Origin of the sequence: Rhodovulum sp. FJ3, assembly GCF_032918305.1 — a bacterium.
Taxonomy (GTDB): Bacteria; Pseudomonadota; Alphaproteobacteria; order Rhodobacterales; family Rhodobacteraceae; genus SAT37.
The window spans coordinates 812,710-828,176 of sequence record NZ_JAWJUU010000001.1 but is presented as its reverse complement, the minus strand read 5'-3'; the positions used below and the strand labels follow the sequence as shown (position 1 = coordinate 828,176).

15 protein-coding genes and 1 pseudogene are annotated in these 15,467 nt (G+C 57.9%); 4 read left to right on the top strand and 12 right to left on the bottom strand.

Annotated features, from left to right (window positions below; genetic code table 11):
- Position 1: 1 nt before the first annotated feature.
- The 3 genes from R1W00_RS04195 to R1W00_RS04185 all read right to left on the bottom strand — a co-directional run bounded on the left by R1W00_RS04195 (position 2) and on the right by R1W00_RS04185 (position 4,132).
- Positions 2 to 2,218, bottom strand: coding sequence for a PAS-domain containing protein (locus R1W00_RS04195; RefSeq protein ID WP_317261454.1), 2,217 nt, complete (start codon positions 2,216 to 2,218; stop codon positions 2 to 4).
- Positions 2,215 to 3,267, bottom strand: coding sequence for an FIST N-terminal domain-containing protein (locus R1W00_RS04190; RefSeq protein ID WP_317261453.1), 1,053 nt, complete (start codon positions 3,265 to 3,267; stop codon positions 2,215 to 2,217). Before R1W00_RS04190 ends, R1W00_RS04195 begins: the two co-directional genes overlap by 4 nt.
- Before the next feature lie 178 nt (positions 3,268 to 3,445).
- Complete coding sequence (locus tag R1W00_RS04185; RefSeq protein WP_317261452.1) at positions 3,446 to 4,132, bottom strand: response regulator transcription factor; 687 nt, start codon at positions 4,130 to 4,132, stop codon at positions 3,446 to 3,448.
- Positions 4,133 to 4,506: 374 nt separating this feature from the next.
- On the opposite strand from R1W00_RS04185, the pseudogene R1W00_RS04180 reads away from it, so the two are divergent.
- Positions 4,507 to 5,028, top strand: a pseudogene (locus R1W00_RS04180) (IS5 family transposase); the annotation flags it as partial.
- Positions 5,029 to 5,030: 2 nt separating this feature from the next.
- Here R1W00_RS04180 and R1W00_RS04175 read toward each other — a convergent pair.
- From R1W00_RS04175 to R1W00_RS04165, 3 genes are all read right to left on the bottom strand, one after another.
- Entirely contained in the window at positions 5,031 to 5,753 is a 723-nt protein-coding gene (locus R1W00_RS04175; RefSeq protein WP_317261451.1) for a hypothetical protein, read from the bottom strand.
- Between the two features lie 103 nt (positions 5,754 to 5,856).
- A complete protein-coding gene (locus R1W00_RS04170; protein ID WP_317261450.1) occupies positions 5,857 to 6,750 on the bottom strand; it encodes an FkbM family methyltransferase in 894 nt (297 codons plus the stop codon).
- Between the two features lie 421 nt (positions 6,751 to 7,171).
- Entirely contained in the window at positions 7,172 to 8,938 is a 1,767-nt protein-coding gene (locus R1W00_RS04165; protein ID WP_317261449.1) for a PQQ-dependent methanol/ethanol family dehydrogenase, read from the bottom strand.
- A 213-nt stretch (positions 8,939 to 9,151) separates the two neighbouring features.
- Between R1W00_RS04165 and R1W00_RS04160 the strand changes: the two genes are divergently transcribed.
- Positions 9,152 to 9,679 (top strand): hypothetical protein, encoded by a 528-nt coding sequence (locus R1W00_RS04160; RefSeq protein WP_317261448.1) that lies wholly within the window; start codon positions 9,152 to 9,154, stop codon positions 9,677 to 9,679.
- 3 nt (positions 9,680 to 9,682) lie between these two features.
- On the opposite strand, the gene R1W00_RS04155 is transcribed toward R1W00_RS04160, so the two are convergent.
- The gene (locus tag R1W00_RS04155) at positions 9,683 to 10,096 is read right to left on the bottom strand and encodes a c-type cytochrome (protein WP_317261447.1); all 414 of its coding nucleotides are present in this window, start codon (positions 10,094 to 10,096) and stop codon (positions 9,683 to 9,685) included.
- A 168-nt stretch (positions 10,097 to 10,264) separates the two neighbouring features.
- Between R1W00_RS04155 and R1W00_RS04150 the strand changes: the two genes are divergently transcribed.
- Together R1W00_RS04150 and R1W00_RS04145 are read left to right on the top strand one after the other, a co-directional pair.
- The gene (locus R1W00_RS04150; RefSeq protein ID WP_317261609.1) at positions 10,265 to 11,230 is read left to right on the top strand and encodes an ABC transporter substrate-binding protein; all 966 of its coding nucleotides are present in this window, start codon (positions 10,265 to 10,267) and stop codon (positions 11,228 to 11,230) included.
- Positions 11,231 to 11,240: 10 nt separating this feature from the next.
- Positions 11,241 to 11,942: an ABC transporter ATP-binding protein gene (locus tag R1W00_RS04145; RefSeq protein WP_317261446.1), complete on the top strand. Its 702-nt coding sequence runs from the start codon at positions 11,241 to 11,243 to the stop codon at positions 11,940 to 11,942.
- Here R1W00_RS04145 and R1W00_RS04140 read toward each other — a convergent pair.
- From R1W00_RS04140 to R1W00_RS04120, 5 genes are all read right to left on the bottom strand, one after another.
- A complete protein-coding gene (locus R1W00_RS04140; protein ID WP_317261445.1) occupies positions 11,882 to 12,424 on the bottom strand; it encodes a sel1 repeat family protein in 543 nt (180 codons plus the stop codon). The genes R1W00_RS04145 and R1W00_RS04140 overlap by 61 nt on opposite strands.
- A 76-nt stretch (positions 12,425 to 12,500) precedes the next feature.
- Entirely contained in the window at positions 12,501 to 13,292 is a 792-nt protein-coding gene (locus R1W00_RS04135; RefSeq protein ID WP_317261444.1) for an ABC transporter permease, read from the bottom strand.
- Positions 13,289 to 14,011 carry an ABC transporter ATP-binding protein gene (locus tag R1W00_RS04130; protein ID WP_317261443.1) on the bottom strand — a complete coding sequence of 241 codons (723 nt, stop codon included), beginning with the start codon at positions 14,009 to 14,011 and terminating at the stop codon, positions 13,289 to 13,291. Before R1W00_RS04130 ends, R1W00_RS04135 begins: the two co-directional genes overlap by 4 nt.
- A 13-nt stretch (positions 14,012 to 14,024) precedes the next feature.
- The gene (locus R1W00_RS04125; protein WP_410901519.1) at positions 14,025 to 14,474 is read right to left on the bottom strand and encodes a hypothetical protein; all 450 of its coding nucleotides are present in this window, start codon (positions 14,472 to 14,474) and stop codon (positions 14,025 to 14,027) included.
- 15 nt (positions 14,475 to 14,489) lie between these two features.
- Positions 14,490 to 15,458 carry a YVTN family beta-propeller repeat protein gene (locus R1W00_RS04120; protein ID WP_317261442.1) on the bottom strand — a complete coding sequence of 323 codons (969 nt, stop codon included), beginning with the start codon at positions 15,456 to 15,458 and terminating at the stop codon, positions 14,490 to 14,492.
- Positions 15,459 to 15,467: the final 9 nt, after the last annotated feature.

The window sequence follows — 15,467 nt, the reverse complement described above, 5'->3', positions numbered from 1 at the left end:
GTTACTCGGCGACGCTCTGAAACTCGGACGCAACGGATTGCAGGAACCCGCGCAACTTGCCCTCATCCAAGGGTTTGGTCAGTAGTTCCACTCCCGCCGTTTCGCATTGACGCCGGAATGTGGGTGAACGGTCGGCGGAAATCATCCGTGCGGGCGGGCTGCCGTATTTGTCGCGGATGATGGTGTAGAGGTCCAAGCCGTTCATCCCCTCGCCCAGTTGATAGTCCAGCAACAAGGCATCGGGCCGGATCTGGATATCCTCAAGCAGTTGGAGGGCGTCCTCGGCGCTCTCGGCGTCGATGACGTTCACGCCCCAGCTTTCGATGTTAATGGTGATCGCGCGGCGCACGTCGGGATCGTTTTCCACCAACAGCACAATCAGGCCCAAATCGCGGGGATCGGGACCGGTGGTCGCGGTTTCGCGGATGGGCATGCGCGGCGAACTGGGGGCCATCGGGACGTTGACAAAGAACCCGCTGCCCTGACCGGGTTCGGACCACAGCGACAGGGGATGTTCCAGTTGCGCACAGGCCCGTTTCACGATGGCAAGGCCAAGGCCCATGCCCTCGCTTGCGCTGGCCTTGGCGTTCAGGCGGCGGAATTCCTCAAAGATCAGGCGCTGATCCTGTTCGGCGATGCCGGGGCCGGTGTCCCAGACCTCAATCCGCGCAGAACCGCCATTGCGGCGCACCCCGATCAGGACCTTGCCCTTTTCGGTATAGCGCAGCGCGTTTGAGGCAAGGTTCTGCACGATCCGGCGCAGGTATCCGGGATCAGAGCGTACGCACAGCGCGCTATCAACGACCTGCAACTCCAACCCCTTGGCGGCGGCAATCGGTTCCAGTTGATGGCGCAGCGGCACAAGGATGTCGGACAGATGCACGGTGGCGATGTCGAAGCTGGCCTTGCCGGATTCCAGTTTCGAGATGTCCAGCAGCGCGTCGATGATCTCTTCGACACTGGCCAGCGCGGTTTCGGTTTTGCCGATCAGGCTCTGGTCATCGTCGCTCAGGCCCTTACCCGACAGGGAGGACACGAAGAGTTTCGCCGCCGACAGGGGTTGCAACAGGTCATGCGATGCGGCGGCCACGAAACGGGATTTCGACGCATTCGCGCGCTCGGCCGAGGCCAAAGCGTCCTCAAGCTCTAAAGTGCGTTCGGCGACCCGTTGTTCAAGATGCTCGTTCACCTCACGCAGGGCGCGTGCGGCTTCGCGTTCGGCGGTCACGTCGGTAAAGCTGATCACAAAGCCATTGTCGGGCATTTCCTGTCCGAACACGTCCAAGATGCGTCCGTCCAATCGCCGCGCCTCACAGGAAAACGGACGACGCGATGTGCCCTTGGCCGCCCAATCGCGCAGAGGCTCGGCGTCGCGCGTTTCCTCTAGGTGTAGACGTCCGTCGAAATGGTCCAGAAACCGTTCAAACGGCAGACCAAGACGCAGTTGGACAAGGGGAACGTTCAACAAGAACCCCAGACGGCTGTTCCAGCCGACCAATTGGCGCTGGCCGTCGAAAATGCACACACCTTGGTTCAGGTGGTCCAGCGTCGCGCGGATCATGCGGGCCTGTGTGTCGCGCAGGCGTTCGCGTTCCTGACGCTCCATGCGGACGATGTCGGTGACGTCCGTCTGCATGATCACGGTGCCGCCGTTGTGGGTGCGGTGTTCACTGACCTGAATCCAGCGGTCCATCGTCAGACAGACGTTGAACATCACATGCGTGTCACGGTGACGGCGTTTGCGTTTGCGCGCCCAACTGGCGGCGTCTTCGCCTTCGGGTAGGGACAAATGCGGGCTGTGCGAGATCAGATCGACATAGCGTTCAAAGTCCAGACCCGGTTTCAGCTCGGCCACGATGTCGTGGAAATCGCGGCAAAAGCGGCTGTTGCACAGGACCAGTTTCTCGTGCTGATCAAACAGCGCGAACCCCTCGCGCACGGTTTCGATCGCATCGGTCAGGTTGGTCTGGGCGGCCTCGGTTTCGCGGTTGGCCTCGGCCAGACGGATGTTGGATTCATGCAAAAGGTCCAGCGCCTGTTCCAACTCGCGCGTACGCTGGCGCACTTGATCCTCAAGCAGGGCTGCGCGCTCGAATTGGGCATAGGCGATGTTGCTCTGATCCCCGCCCTGTTCGACACGGCGCATCAATGCGCGCGTGATCTGAAGCAGCTTTTCGTTCTGCCGTTCCAGACTGTCGTCAGGGCTTACTAGGGTCATTCAGGCGGCACCTTTGTCAGGGGAACCGAGGTCGGCGGATAGAGGGCGACACCGGTCATCGTATGGTTCACATGTAGCGCACCGATTTGCTCACCATAAGTGCCAAAGCCGGTGACGTTGTGTTTCTTCAATACTTCTGAAACGTCACGGCTCATTTGTTTTTGACCTGCCTCTAAACGACGCAGAATACAATCGCAGGCCAGAACCATGTCCGGCTGATCCCCGCCCGCGATCTGCGACAGGCCCTGATCCAGATGTTCGGCCAGATGCTGGGGCTCGGCCAAGGTCAGGACCATGCCCTCGTCAATCGCGGAAAAGAACACCAGTTCACCTTCGGGTGTGACCTGTTGAATGGCGCGCACGTGGTGGCGGTCGCCAAGGCGCACGACGACAGGGTGGGCGGCGAATGTGAACTGGTCCAACTGGTTCGGGTCCTTGCCCAGCATCCGCGCATATTCGGCGGCGGCGGGTTCGGCATTGATGCGGCGTACAACGCGGCGGCTGGGGTCGGCCTCGGTCACAACCATGCGCATTTCGGTGGGGGCAAGGTGGTCGAGGCTGAACACCTTGACCGGGCAGGTCGTGCGGATCAGCGACAGGATCGCGGCGTTGCTATAGGTCACCCCGTTCAGGGAGAGCCGCGTGCTTTGGAACTGAGTGCCATCGCCCGCCGAGCCGCCGAACAACGGCACCCCGCCCAGCCCCGAGGACAACATCGAGGTCAGCTCATCCTCACGCATGGACATGCCGTCCACCATCAAAAAGGCGAATTCATTTTCCATCTGGGGGCTGGCACTCGCCAGTTTCAGGCGCGCGCGGATCACCTGATCCACTTCGCCCTGATGGTTCAGATCATCCAGAGGGGCGACCAAAAGGGCCGCCGTCGCAAACCGGTCACGGGGAAAGCCGATGGCGATGATCTGATCTTCTTCATAGCCCGCGCTGCCGATCTCGCCCGCGGTGGTGCAGGCCAACACAGTAGCGGGCGCGAAACGCCGCGCCGCCTCTGCCGTTAAGGCATCAAAGTCCGCCTGGGGGCTGATAAACAAACAAATCTGGGCAAAGTCATGCGCGCCCAGGGCATTCCCTAACTCGGTAATCGGCGACCGCTCATCGCAAGCCACCTGCGCCACACAGAGAGTCTGGCGTCTGTTCTCCTCCCCTGCGGACGGTTTCAGTTTCCCGTCCACGTACATCCCCCAATGTTGTGAAGCCTCTCAGGGCTTGTCAATGACCTCTGGGTGCAGCGCTTGCAAAGCTGGCCTCTTGCGCGACCAGAACCGCTTGGGTGCGGCTTTGGACGCCCAGCTTGCGCATGATCGCAGTCACGTGTGCTTTGACCGTCGTTTCGGCAATCGACAGATCATAGGCGATCTGTTTGTTCAGTTTGCCCTCGCAAATCAATTGCAAAATGCGGGCCTGTTGATTGGTCAGGCTGGATAGGCGTGTCAGGGCATCATCGCCTGGTGCCTCGGCGCCACCGCCATGGGTGCCGATATAGCCCTCGGGGGTGTAGACCTCGCCGCGGGAAATCTTTTCGAACGCGTCACGGAACACGGTGCGCTGGCTGTGCTTGGGGACGAACCCCGATGCACCGGCCTTGAGCGTGTTGGAAATCATGCGGTTGTCGGCCATGGACGAGACCACGATCACCGGCACGCGCGGCGCAATCGCCTTGAGGCGCATCAGACCCTCAAGCCCGTTCACGTCAGGCAGGTTCAGGTCAAGAAGAATCACATCGGGACGTGTCGCGTTCTGCAAATCCTCCAACGCGGCCTCAAGCCGGTCGGCGGTGCGGATTTCGCCACTGGGCACAATGGACTTTAGCGTCAGGGCCAACGCATCGCAAAACAGCGGGTGATCGTCGATCACAAGCGCCGTGCCCAAGGTCTTTGCCGGTGTAGTCTGGTCCATCATTATCCCCGATGTTGAGGCCTTTGGATAAGCCTACCGGCGCTGCGATGAAACGTCACTTGGCAAAAGGTCTAACTGTCATAAAACAAAAACGCCCGTGCGAGGGGCCCGGGCGCGCCAGAAAGCTAAGTTCCCATGGATCCGAGACCCATCACGCACGAACAACCAAACCGGAGCGCCCGGTAGCGGCAGACCAGTGCGGTCAGCGTGACCATGAATACCCTCAAGCGCTGGCGAAAGACGACACCCCGCTAGCGGTCCAGGGGATATTTAGGAGGGGATATGACTAGTGTCAGGATGCACTGATTTCGGTTGCGCTGCGTGATTCACGCCTCCGAAAGAGGAGTGATCTCTTCTGGCTGACCGACGCACAGATGGCTGGACTGGCGGTGGAACACGGTGAGAAGACGACCGTGATGATCGACGCGCCATACCTCAAGGCCCACCAAACGGCGACCAGCATGGCCGCCAAATGGTCACCTGATTGGTCGAACCAAAGGCGGCAAGAACACCAAGCTGCACGCCATCTGCAACAGTCAGGGACGATCGATCGACCTGTTCGTCACCGCTGGACAGGTTACGACTATATCGGCGCACGGGCGCTGCTCAGAGGCCCGCCTCACGTCAAATGGCCGCTCGGGGATCGCGGATATGATGCTGACTGGTTCAGAGAAGCGTTGCCGAACAAGGGGCTACGTGCCTGCATCCCGGGCCGGAAGAGACGCAACGCGCCGGTCAAAGATGACAAGCGAAGAAACAAGCGGCGCAACCGCATCGAAATCATGTTCGGCAGGCTCAAGGACAGGAGGCGCGTCGCGGCCCGCTATAACCGATGCCCCAAGGTGTTCCTCTCAGTCATCGCCCTCGCGGCTCTCGTCAAGGGTTATGGATCCTGACCCTAATTGTCACATGACATGGTCAAGGTTTCATCAAGTAGTTCCTCAGCCGTTCTTTGGACGACTTCAAACTGCTTCATCATTAAGAGTGAGGATTCGTATCCATCAGCACGCGCGGAAATGGTTGGATATCTCACCAGCCTGACCGGCTGATTGTACCTGTCGTGCCAAGTGGCGCACACGGCTGCTGTATAATACGCAATACACTGATTAAAAGGATGTTCCCCTTCGGCATCCTTTAAGCACTTTAACGATCGGGTGGGCCCGAAAGGAATGGCAAATTCATTTTTTCCGACTCCTGGAATGGAAAAATTCCTTGACCAAACAAAGTATGAAAACGTTGTATTTATTTCACTACCATCTTCTCGAAGGTACTGAACTTGCCACATCTCCGGAGCCTCGGAGAAAGGCGTGAGGGAAATCGTGTAATCCGGAGTTTCACCCTCATTCCTCCAGAAATTGTTGAATATGGGCGTTAGGTCACCCATCAAGCCGGAGTTTGCACGGTTCAGTCCAGTGAATTCAAACTTAATTCCTCCGGTTTGATCCGAACACAGGTGTGATTTCCTGTAATCTAAGCTCGAAAGATCAATGTCACATTGCGAGAACGAAAGTTCTTGATTATCCGCATTGGCATTCAATTCGGACGCTGTGGAAAAATGCGCGAAAACAATAGAGAGGGCGAAAACCCCCGAGCTGATTGTTAAGCTGACGTTTGATGGCATAGCTTTTTGAAACCGTTGGCTTGGACATTGCGTAATGTTCTAAGATTGCCCGAGATCGGTCAGCGTCATGTTACGTTCAGGTGCAATACTCTTCCTGTATGGGCTATGTGTCCTGACTTGACGTTGTTTTCAAATTTTCAGGTAATTTTTGCAAGTATTTGTCTGTTGACCCGCTTGGAATAGCTTCCCTAGTTTCAAGAATGCTTAACAGGTGCAATGCCAGATCAAAACTTTCGAAAACACTGTCCGATAACAATATCAGAAACTTTAATTGTTCATCAGTTAGGTCTTTTAAATTGAGTAGAGAGCGCACGAACACAGCATCGCCGTCAATTAACTGGTTTTTTATGCGGCGTTGTCTCAATTGAGCGGCGCTGCTGTGATTGAGTGATGCTGATTTGAAAAAGAGAAACTTGTGAAGATCAAGCCCCAACGAACGAAGCATGCGCATTTGTTCATCAAGCAGAGGTTGGTTTTCGTAAAGTTGTATGGCGGCAACTTCAGTAACTACTCCAAGCACACCAGATAGTTTCTCAAGGCCATTAGAGAATACTTTGGTTTCGCCACCCTGAATATCAATTTTAAGGAAGTCTATTGAAGGAATGTCCTTCATGTCATCTAAGCGGTGGGTTTGAATTGGTATCGTTTCAACCACTCGCATAGCCCGTTGCCAACGATTGAGATAAGATATGGCGTTTTGGTTGGGTGCTAATAGCGAGGAGAAGCCAGAGCTTTTGCACACATGCAGATTCGCGTCTTGGCCATCACCCACTGCATATGGCAGCAGATGGAAATTGGGACGCTTATCTTTTAAGAGCTCTTCATAGGCAGATTTCTGTGGTTCAAACGCCCATACTTCGGCCAATCCGACTTCAAGAAGAGATTTATACGGAGGCGACTCTAAGGGGTTCGCTCCAACATCCACAATTCTCAAAAGGCGCGACGGTGAAAGTATCTTTCCTAAAAGCTCAATGCGCTGCAGGTAAGTGAAAGGCACCGTGATCCCCTTTTGTATCTTGTTCTGTTCTTTAGGTTTCTAAGTGCTTTTAAGTGAGGCTTGACGCAAGATGTGTGCTGTCAGGCAAAAAATTGTTTTCCTGCTGGAATCCTTGCACGGTCACACAGCACCATCATGGTACGGGGAATTGTTGCTCTTCCCCCAGTGCGCCAGCAATCAAGCCGGACCATCCGACAGGGGCAGACCAGATGGTGCCTAAGCATGTTGAAGAGGCGGAAATGCTGAATGCTGCAGCTCTATCGCGACGACCCGTCGATCCAGAAGATCGGGTTGATACGGGACTGACGCGTGGCCCCGAAGATCTCGGAACAACATGTTGGCGCGATGTTTCCATGGCACTTGCAAATGAACGCCCAGGCGAGGGGCCCGGGCGTTCGAATTGTTTGGACTGGTGTCCGTCTTAGTTGGCCGAAGCCAGCTGACGGGGCAGTTTGAAGGTCCAGATGGTGCCACCTTGGTTCAGGTAGTTGACCTTGGAGGCAACTTCACCACCCCAGAGCGGAACAGCGCCACCCCAACCCGAGGCAACCGAGACGTACTGTTCGCCGTCCATTTCCCAGGTGATCGGCTGGCCAACGATGCCCGAGCCGGTCTGGAAGGACCACAGAACTTCGCCGGTTTCATCGTCAAACGCGATGAACTTGCCCTCAGGCGTACCGGTGAACACCAGACCGCCAGCCGTGGTCATAACACCACCCCACAGAGGAGCGTTGTTTTTGAATTCCCACTTCCATTCGCCGGTGGTCGGATCGATCGCCTTCAGGCTGCCGATGTGGTCTTCGTAGTTCGGTTTGATGGTAAAGCCCGAACCCAGATACGCAGCACCTTTTTTGTAGGTGATCGGCTCGTTCCAGATGTCCATGCCCCATTCGTTCGAGGGGATGTAGAACAGGCCCGAACGCTGCGAGTAGGCCATCGGCATCCAGTTCTTACCACCCAGGAACGAGGGCGACGAGAAGACGACTTCGCCTTTGTTGCCATCAGCCGCATCAGCGGGGTTGCCCGGACGGTTGGGTTCGTTGAAGATCGGGCGACCGTTTTCGTCGATACCGTTGGCCCAGGTGATGTCCTTGACGAACGGGGTTGCCGAAACGAATGCACCATCTTCGCGGTTCAGAACGTAGAAGTAACCGTTACGGTCGGCGGTCGCGAAACGCTTGTCGCCGTTCTTGTCGGTGTAGGCGACGACTTCGTTCACGCCGTCATAGTCCCAGCCCTCACGCGGGGTGGTTTGGAAGTGCCACTTGATTTCGCCCGTTGCGGGGTCGATGCCCAGACGGCTTGCGGCGTAGAGGTTGTCACCGGTGTTGCCTTCGGCGGGCGTACCAGCGCCACGCAGGTGGCTGTTCCACGGTGCGGGGTTACCCGTACCAAACACCAGCGTGTCGGTTTCACCGTCGTAGGAGCCACCCAGCCAGGTTGCGCCACCGCCGGTTTTCCACAGATCGCCCGGCCAAGTCGCGTTCAGCGTACCGGTCATGGTCGATTCTTCGCCGTTCAGCGTACCCATGTGGCCTTCGATCACCGGACGGGTCCAAACGATGTCGCCGGTTTCGGCGTCACGTGCCTGAACTTCGCCAACGATACCGAATTCACCGCCCGAGTTACCGGTGATGATCAGGCCGTCAACGATCAGCGGAGCAGCCGTGTAGCTGTAGCCCGCTTTGTAGTCCGCGATCTTGTCGCGCCACTTCACGTCACCGGTTTTCAGGTCCAGAGCAACGATACGTGCGTCCAGCGTGCCGAAATAGATGTTGTCGCCATAGATGGCGGCGCCACGGTTGATCACGTCACAGCAGGGCAGGATGCCTTCGGGCAGACGCGCGTCGTACTGCCAGATTTCTTCACCAGTCTCGACGTCGATCGCGTACATACGCGAATACGAACCGGTGACATACATGATGCCATCATAAACCAGCGGCTGGGTCTCTTGGCCGCGCTGCTTTTCGCCGCCCATCGAGAAGGCCCATGCCGGAACCAGGTTTTTGACGTTGTCTTTGTTCAGAGTGTCCAGCGGGCTGTAACGCTGCAGGTCACGGCCCATGCCGTTGGTTACAACTTGCGAGACATTGGTCTGGTCGTTGGCCAGATCGGCCTCGGTTACACCAGCTTGCGCCATATTGGTCGCAAAGACGCCCGCGATTGCCGCGGCGACGAAACGGTTCATAGGTTATCCTCCCTTCAAAGCCCGGAAATCCCGAGTTGGTTCGGGGTCCGGCTTCCTCGTCGAAAATCTTTTCGTGTCCGAAGTATGGAAAATCACCACAGGCCCCTCAACGGGGCTTAGGTCGTACGACCCTTGTTTGATTGACAACTAAAGGTTCGCTCTGCCTGATATTTGATTCGCAAAAATTGCGAACCGGAGAGGGAGGTGTGTTCGATGGTCTGGAATGGGGTTAAGGGTCTGATATTAGGGTCAATTGTGACGTTTCCGGCGGGCGCGGAAACCCGTCATGCCTATCTGGAACAGGTCGATGGAACCCGCGTTGAAATCGCCGAAATCCGGTTCGATGGCCCGACTTACGAAATCGTGATGGCCGATGGGGTGTTCTCAGACCACTTTCTGTCGATGCGCCCGTTCAAATGTTTGACCAGCGATCAAAAGCATTGGTGCCACCTGCCGTATCCCTATGAAATCAAACGGGATATATCGGCCGATCTGACCGATCTGGAATATGATTTCCTGTTTGTGTGGAAAGGCGCCACTGAATACGGGATTAATTTGTGGAATGGCGTCTACTACCAATTGACGGAGGGCGAGTCCGGCTATGTCGGGACCATGCATGAATTAAATCTCGACCCGCTGGGGGTGCCGCCTGAACAAGGTGATCTGCGCCCGATCAATCGCGCGGACATGGACCCCGCCGACCCCGACAGCCACTGGCTGCCGAGGTTGGTTATCGAATAGGGCTCATTCCGAAATCGCCGAACCATCGCGCGTGGTGATGCTGGCGAGATAGGCAAGGATAAAGTCCTGAACCGTGCGGTCCTCAATCCCGACATGGCGCATCTTGGTGCCGGGCATAAAGCCGTCGTTGTCTTCCATCCATGCGCGCAGGGCTGCGGGGGTCCAGACAATCCCCGAGGCCTCAAGCGCGACGGAATAGTCATAGTCCTCGATGCTGCCCGCCGCGCGCCCGATCACGTTCTCCAGAGGGGGGCCATATGATTCATGGTCGGAATCATCGGCGTGACAGCGGCGGCATTCCTTGTTGAACAACTCGTGGCCCGCGTTGATCTTGATCTCGGCAAAGGTGTCGGCCTGAGCCATGCCCGCGACCAAAATTGACGCACCTGCCAAGGCCATTTGAAAAAACGGTTTCATATCAGTCTCCTATGTCTGATGGGGGCAGGCTAGGACGGGGCCGGACACGGGGAATTGATACAGGTCAAAACTACGACCATTGGGTCATCGTCCTTTGGTCGTATTCGCCAAGCGCGGTCCAAACTGGTAGCTTTTTCACAAGTTTTTGGGAGGAAACACATGACCTTTATGAAATCGCTTCTGGGCGGTGCGCTGGCGCTGGGGATGACGACCTGTGCGGCCCTGGCCGAGACCCCTGTTCTGCGGGCGGCGGTGCTGAAATTCGGCACGGTGAACTGGGAACTGGACACCATCAAACACTATGGTCTGGACACGGAAAACGGGTTCACCTTGGACGTGTCGGGCGTGGCCAGCGGCTCGGCCGGTCAAATCGCCTTCCAAGGTGGCGAGACGGATGTGATCGTGTCCGATTGGCTGTGGGTGGCCCGCCAACGCGCGGCCGGTAAGGACTATGTCTTTATCCCCTATTCCAAGGCTGTTGGCGGCGTGATGGTCCCCAAGGATAGCTCCGCGCAAACGCTGGCCGATCTGGACGGTAAAAAGATCGGTATCGCCGGTGGTCCGCTGGATAAAAGCTGGCTGATCCTGCAGGCCTATGCGCAACAGGAACTGGGCATGGACCTGAAAGGACAGACCGAACAGGTGTTCGGCGCGCCGCCTTTGGTGTTCAAAACCGCGCTGGGCGGGGAAACCGATGCGGCGATCAACTTCTGGCACTTTATGGCCAAGATGGAGGCCGCCGGCATGCGCAAGCTGATCGACGTGGCCGATGCGGCGCGCTCGCTGGGTCTGGACCCTGACACGCCGCTGCTGGGTTATGTGGTCAAGGGCGAGATGTTGCGTGACAACCCCGATCTGGTCAAAGGTCTGGCCGCCGCATCGCGTGCCGCCAAGGACAAGCTGGCCACCGATCCCGCCGCGTTTGAGCGTCTGCGCGAACGGATGAACGCCAAGACCGATGCGCAGTTCGACGCGCTCAAGGCTGGTTTCATCGCAGGCATCCCGAACAAGGGCCGCGTAGATGAGGCCGCTGCCGACAAGATGCTGCGCCTGATGGCCCAACTGGGCGGTGAGGACCTGTTGGGGACGGCTACTTCCCTGCCCGAGGGTCTGTTCGTTCAGCCGGGCAGCTAAGGACACCGCGGTGAGCGCACCCACAGAACAAAACGGCCGTCCCGATCAGGGGCGGCCTCTGCTGTCTGTCGATGTACAGGGCATGGCCTATGGACGCGATATCGTTCTGGGCCAGATTTCGTTTGATCTGAAACGCGGTGACACCTTGGCCCTGACCGGCCCGTCGGGTGTGGGGAAATCCACCCTGATCCGTGCGATTGCGGGGTTGGATACGCGCTATCGCGGGACGATCGCACGACCGGACAAGGTTGCGATGGTGTTTCAGGAACCGACCTTGTTGCCATGGCGTAATGCGGTGGAAAACATCACCCTGACCTGCGGCGTGTCGGCGGCGCGGGCGCGCAGTGTTTTGGCCGATGTGGGTCTGAAAGGGCGTGAGGATCTGTTCCCCGACCAACTGTCGCTGGGGCAACAACGCCGCCTATCGCTGGCGCGCGCGTTTGCGTCTGACCCTGACCTGATGCTGTTGGATGAACCGTTTGTGTCGCTTGATCCCGATCTGGTCGACGAGATGATGCGCCTGTTTGCCGGTCTGCGCGCGGCGCGGAAACTGACCACCGTTCTGGTCACCCATTCCGAACGTGAAGCCGAATTACTGGCCTCACGCATTATCAAACTGGACGGCAAGCCCGCCCAGATCGCCCGAGACGATCAGAACAAGGGCGCGTATTTCCAGTTGTCGGCGTCTGGCGTGACCTCATCCAGATCGTAATCCGCACCCTGTAGGCGGCGCGCGATTTCCAGACCTTCGGCGGCAGCCTCATCGACATACTGACGCCCCAGACTGTCGTCCTGTTTGACCCCATGCCCGCGCATCAGGTCGATGCCATAGTTGAACTTGCCCACGGGATCACCCAGCTCGGCGGCCTTGCGGTCCCATTCGGCGGCGGCCTCGGGGTTGTATTCCCCGCCAAGGCCGTTGTTGTCCAGCTGGCTCATCCATGTCATCGCGCCGGTATAGCCATCATCGGCACAGGCCTGAAACAGTTGCCGCGCGGTTTCATGATCGCCGGATTTGGTGATCGCATAGCCCATCGAGCACAGCACCATGCCGGTTTCCCCGCGCTGTGCTTTTTTCTGATAGCTCTGCCATGTCATTTCGTCGGGGTTCAATTCCCCGCCGGTATCCTCAACGCCGGTCGCATAGGCCGAAGTGGCCGCAAACGCGGCCAGAATCATCGCGCGCTTAAACATGATACATGTCCTCCTGTTAGAGTAACCGTATCACAGGCGTTTTGGTGGGTATCTGGGGCTTTGGTCGGTGGATGGGTCAGCCTTTGCGACGTATTAGCCCGCGCGCCGGATCGTATCCCCACATGGCCAATATCAAAAACCCGACAGCCGCCAAAACCGTCCACCCCAGCGCCGGCAGGTTCAGGTCTAGGTACAGGGCATACCGGATCAGTTCGACCCCATGGGTGAAGGGGTTCACCGCACAGATGTCGTGGAGCAGCGGGCTGCTCTCGGCCATTTTCCAAAGGGGATAGAGGGCGGAGGACAGGAAAAACATCGGAAAGATCACAAAGTTCATGACGCCCGCAAAGTTTTCCAACTGTTTGATAATGCTGGATAAGGCAAGGCCAAGCGCGCCCAGCATCACCCCGCAAATAATCAGTGCAGGCAAAACCGCGACATAGCCCATCGGCGGCAGGTCGATCCCGAACAGATAGGCGATCAACAAGAACGCATAGACCTGCAGAACCGAAATCACCGTCGCCCCGATCAACCGGCAGAGTAACAACCACCAACGGGGCAGGGGACTGGTCAACAACAACCGCATCGAACCCATTTCGCGGTCATAGACAAGGCTGAGAGAGCTTTGCATGCCGTTGAACAACAGGATCATCCCGCACAGGCCGGGGACGATATAGGTCTCGTACGTGATGTAGGTTTGATAGGGCGGAATGATCGACAGGCCCAATGCCGCGCGAAACCCCGCTGCGAACACCAACAACCACACCAGCGGGCGCACCAAAGCGGCGATGAACCGTTCGCGTTGATGGACAAAACGCAGCGCCTCACGTTTCACGATGGCGATGAGAGAGGTCAGATAAGGGCTCATACCTCGGCCCCCGTTTGCGACAGGAATACGGTTTTCAGGTCGCGGTCCCCGACGATGTCGCGGGTGATCCCGTCCTGTAGGATTTTGCCACGATGCAGGATGAACAGACGGTCGGTATCGTACACCTCATCCGTCAGATGGGTCGCCCAAAGGACCGTCATCCCGTCATTGGCACATAGATCATGCACATGGGCGGTGATGGATTGGCGCGCGGCGGCGTCAAGGCCGACAGTCGCCTCATCCAACAGCAGGATCTTGGGCCGGTGCAACAATGCGCGCGCGATTTCCGTACGCCGACGATGGCCACCGTTCAACGCGCGCACCTTTTCCCGCGCGCGCTCGGCCATGCCAAGCCGGTCCAGCGCGGCGCCGATCCGCACCCCCGCGTCGTGCCCCGAAATCCCGTGCAGCGCCGCGAAATAGCGCAGGTTCTGTTCGACACTTAGGTCAAGGTCCAGCGTGGGTTGCTGAAACACCACGCCCATTGCGCCAAGGGCGGCGCGCGGATCGCGGGAGAGGTCATGCCCCGCAATTGAGATCGTGCCGTTTTCGGTGGTGAACAGCCGCGTCAGCAATCCGAACAGAGTCGATTTTCCCGCCCCGTTCGGGCCCAAAAGGGCCGCAAACGCGCCGGGGTCAATCGAGAGATTGACGTCATCCAGCGCAACCCGTGCGCCATAGCGAAAGCTGAGGTTTTGGACACGTAGGCCGGATGACACCGTTGTTCGTTCCCTATTGGATCGTGATTTCCAGACGCTGGGTTTCCCCGGTCGAGCCCGGAATTTTCAGATAGTACGAGCCGGGCTTGATCGCCAGAAAACCGATCTCCATCTCGCCGGCCTCGTCAAACTCGATACTGTCCAGACCAAGGGGGCGGATTTCAAGCCCTTCGACGACGATCTCGTCGATCCAGATCGCACGAAAGAATTCGGGGCCAACAAGGGCAAGCTCGGCGCTGCCGTCGCCTTGGATTTCAAACTCGTAATAGGTGCCGGATTTCAGGACCCAAGGCGCGCTGGTCAGGGGCTCACCCGCCGAGAGCTGGATCGGTTCGAGGTCTTCTTTGTTGCTGGCCGACAGGATACCGGCAAGGCCAAAGCCGTTGTCGTCATCGTCGTCGTCCGCGAACGCAGGGGCCGCGCACATCAGGCCGACGCAGAGCATCGTTGTAAACTTGTTCATAGAATCTTCTCCGGATTAATTCGTGGGCCGGAATGCCGCGCCCCAAGGAAAGCGGCCGACCTTGATCGTTTTGATCGGTTTGCGCTTGGCAACGTCGATCACGGTGACATCGCCCGATACGCCGTTCGTGGTAAACAGCAGCGACCGGTCGGCGTTGAACGCCATGTGCCAGACGCGGCGCCCGACCAGCAGATAGTCCTCAACCTCATAGGTTTCGGCATTGACCACAGCCACATGGTTCGACGGCCCCAGCGCGACAAAGGCGTGGGTGTCCCCGTTGGTGAATTCGAACCCGACGGGCTGAATCCGGTCGGGGTGGATGTTGGAAATCTCAAACTCGATCTTGCCCTTGGGGGCCTGTGTTTCGACGTCGAAAATCGAGATGGTCCCACCGATTTCGGAACTGACCCACAATTCGGTGCCGTCTTTCACGAACTCGGCGTGGCGCGGGCGGCTATCGACCAGCGTGTTCGCGAACAATTCATGCGTTTCGGTGTCGATCCAATGCGCCATGTTGGTGGTTTCGGACGTGGTGATCGCGATCTTGCCGTCGGGGGAAACGGCCATGCCTTCGGGTTCGATCCCGACGTTGATCTGCGCCACGTTGCGACGGGTTTCGGTGTCTACCACCGTGGTGATCGCGTCATCCTCATTCGCAATATAAAGGTGGCGGTTATCGGGGTGCAGCACGAACTGTTCAGGGTCCTCGCCCGAAGGCAGGTCGTGCAGGATTTCGCCCGTTTCGGGGTCGATCACCTGAACCGCGTCACTGTCCGAGGCACAGACGTAAAGAACGCTATAGTCATGCGAAAAGATGATCCCGCGCGGGCGTTCGCCGGTTTCGATCGTGCGCGTGACCTCTAGCGTGTCGATGTCGATCACGCTGATCGTGTCGTCCTTTTCATTCGTGACCCAGATTTCATCGGCGGCGGCGGGCAGGGCACCGGCGGCCAACAGGGCAATCAGGCTGATCGCGTATTTCATCGTTTGGTC

Excerpts from the sequence above, each read along its gene's own strand:
- R1W00_RS04195 (WP_317261454.1), bottom strand. The coding sequence starts at position 2,218 with ATGACCCTAGTAAGCCCTGACGACAGTCTGGAACGGCAGAACGAAAAG.
- R1W00_RS04185 (WP_317261452.1), bottom strand. The coding sequence starts at position 4,132 with ATGGACCAGACTACACCGGCAAAGACCTTGGGCACGGCGCTTGTGATC.
- R1W00_RS04175 (WP_317261451.1), bottom strand. The coding sequence starts at position 5,753 with ATGCCATCAAACGTCAGCTTAACAATCAGCTCGGGGGTTTTCGCCCTC.
- R1W00_RS04165 (WP_317261449.1), bottom strand. The coding sequence starts at position 8,938 with ATGAACCGTTTCGTCGCCGCGGCAATCGCGGGCGTCTTTGCGACCAAT.
- R1W00_RS04160 (WP_317261448.1), top strand. The coding sequence starts at position 9,152 with ATGGTCTGGAATGGGGTTAAGGGTCTGATATTAGGGTCAATTGTGACG.
- R1W00_RS04155 (WP_317261447.1), bottom strand. The coding sequence starts at position 10,096 with ATGAAACCGTTTTTTCAAATGGCCTTGGCAGGTGCGTCAATTTTGGTC.
- R1W00_RS04150 (WP_317261609.1), top strand. The coding sequence starts at position 10,265 with ATGAAATCGCTTCTGGGCGGTGCGCTGGCGCTGGGGATGACGACCTGT.
- R1W00_RS04140 (WP_317261445.1), bottom strand. The coding sequence starts at position 12,424 with ATGTTTAAGCGCGCGATGATTCTGGCCGCGTTTGCGGCCACTTCGGCC.
- R1W00_RS04135 (WP_317261444.1), bottom strand. The coding sequence starts at position 13,292 with ATGAGCCCTTATCTGACCTCTCTCATCGCCATCGTGAAACGTGAGGCG.
- R1W00_RS04125 (WP_410901519.1), bottom strand. The coding sequence starts at position 14,474 with ATGAACAAGTTTACAACGATGCTCTGCGTCGGCCTGATGTGCGCGGCC.
- R1W00_RS04120 (WP_317261442.1), bottom strand. The coding sequence starts at position 15,458 with ATGAAATACGCGATCAGCCTGATTGCCCTGTTGGCCGCCGGTGCCCTG.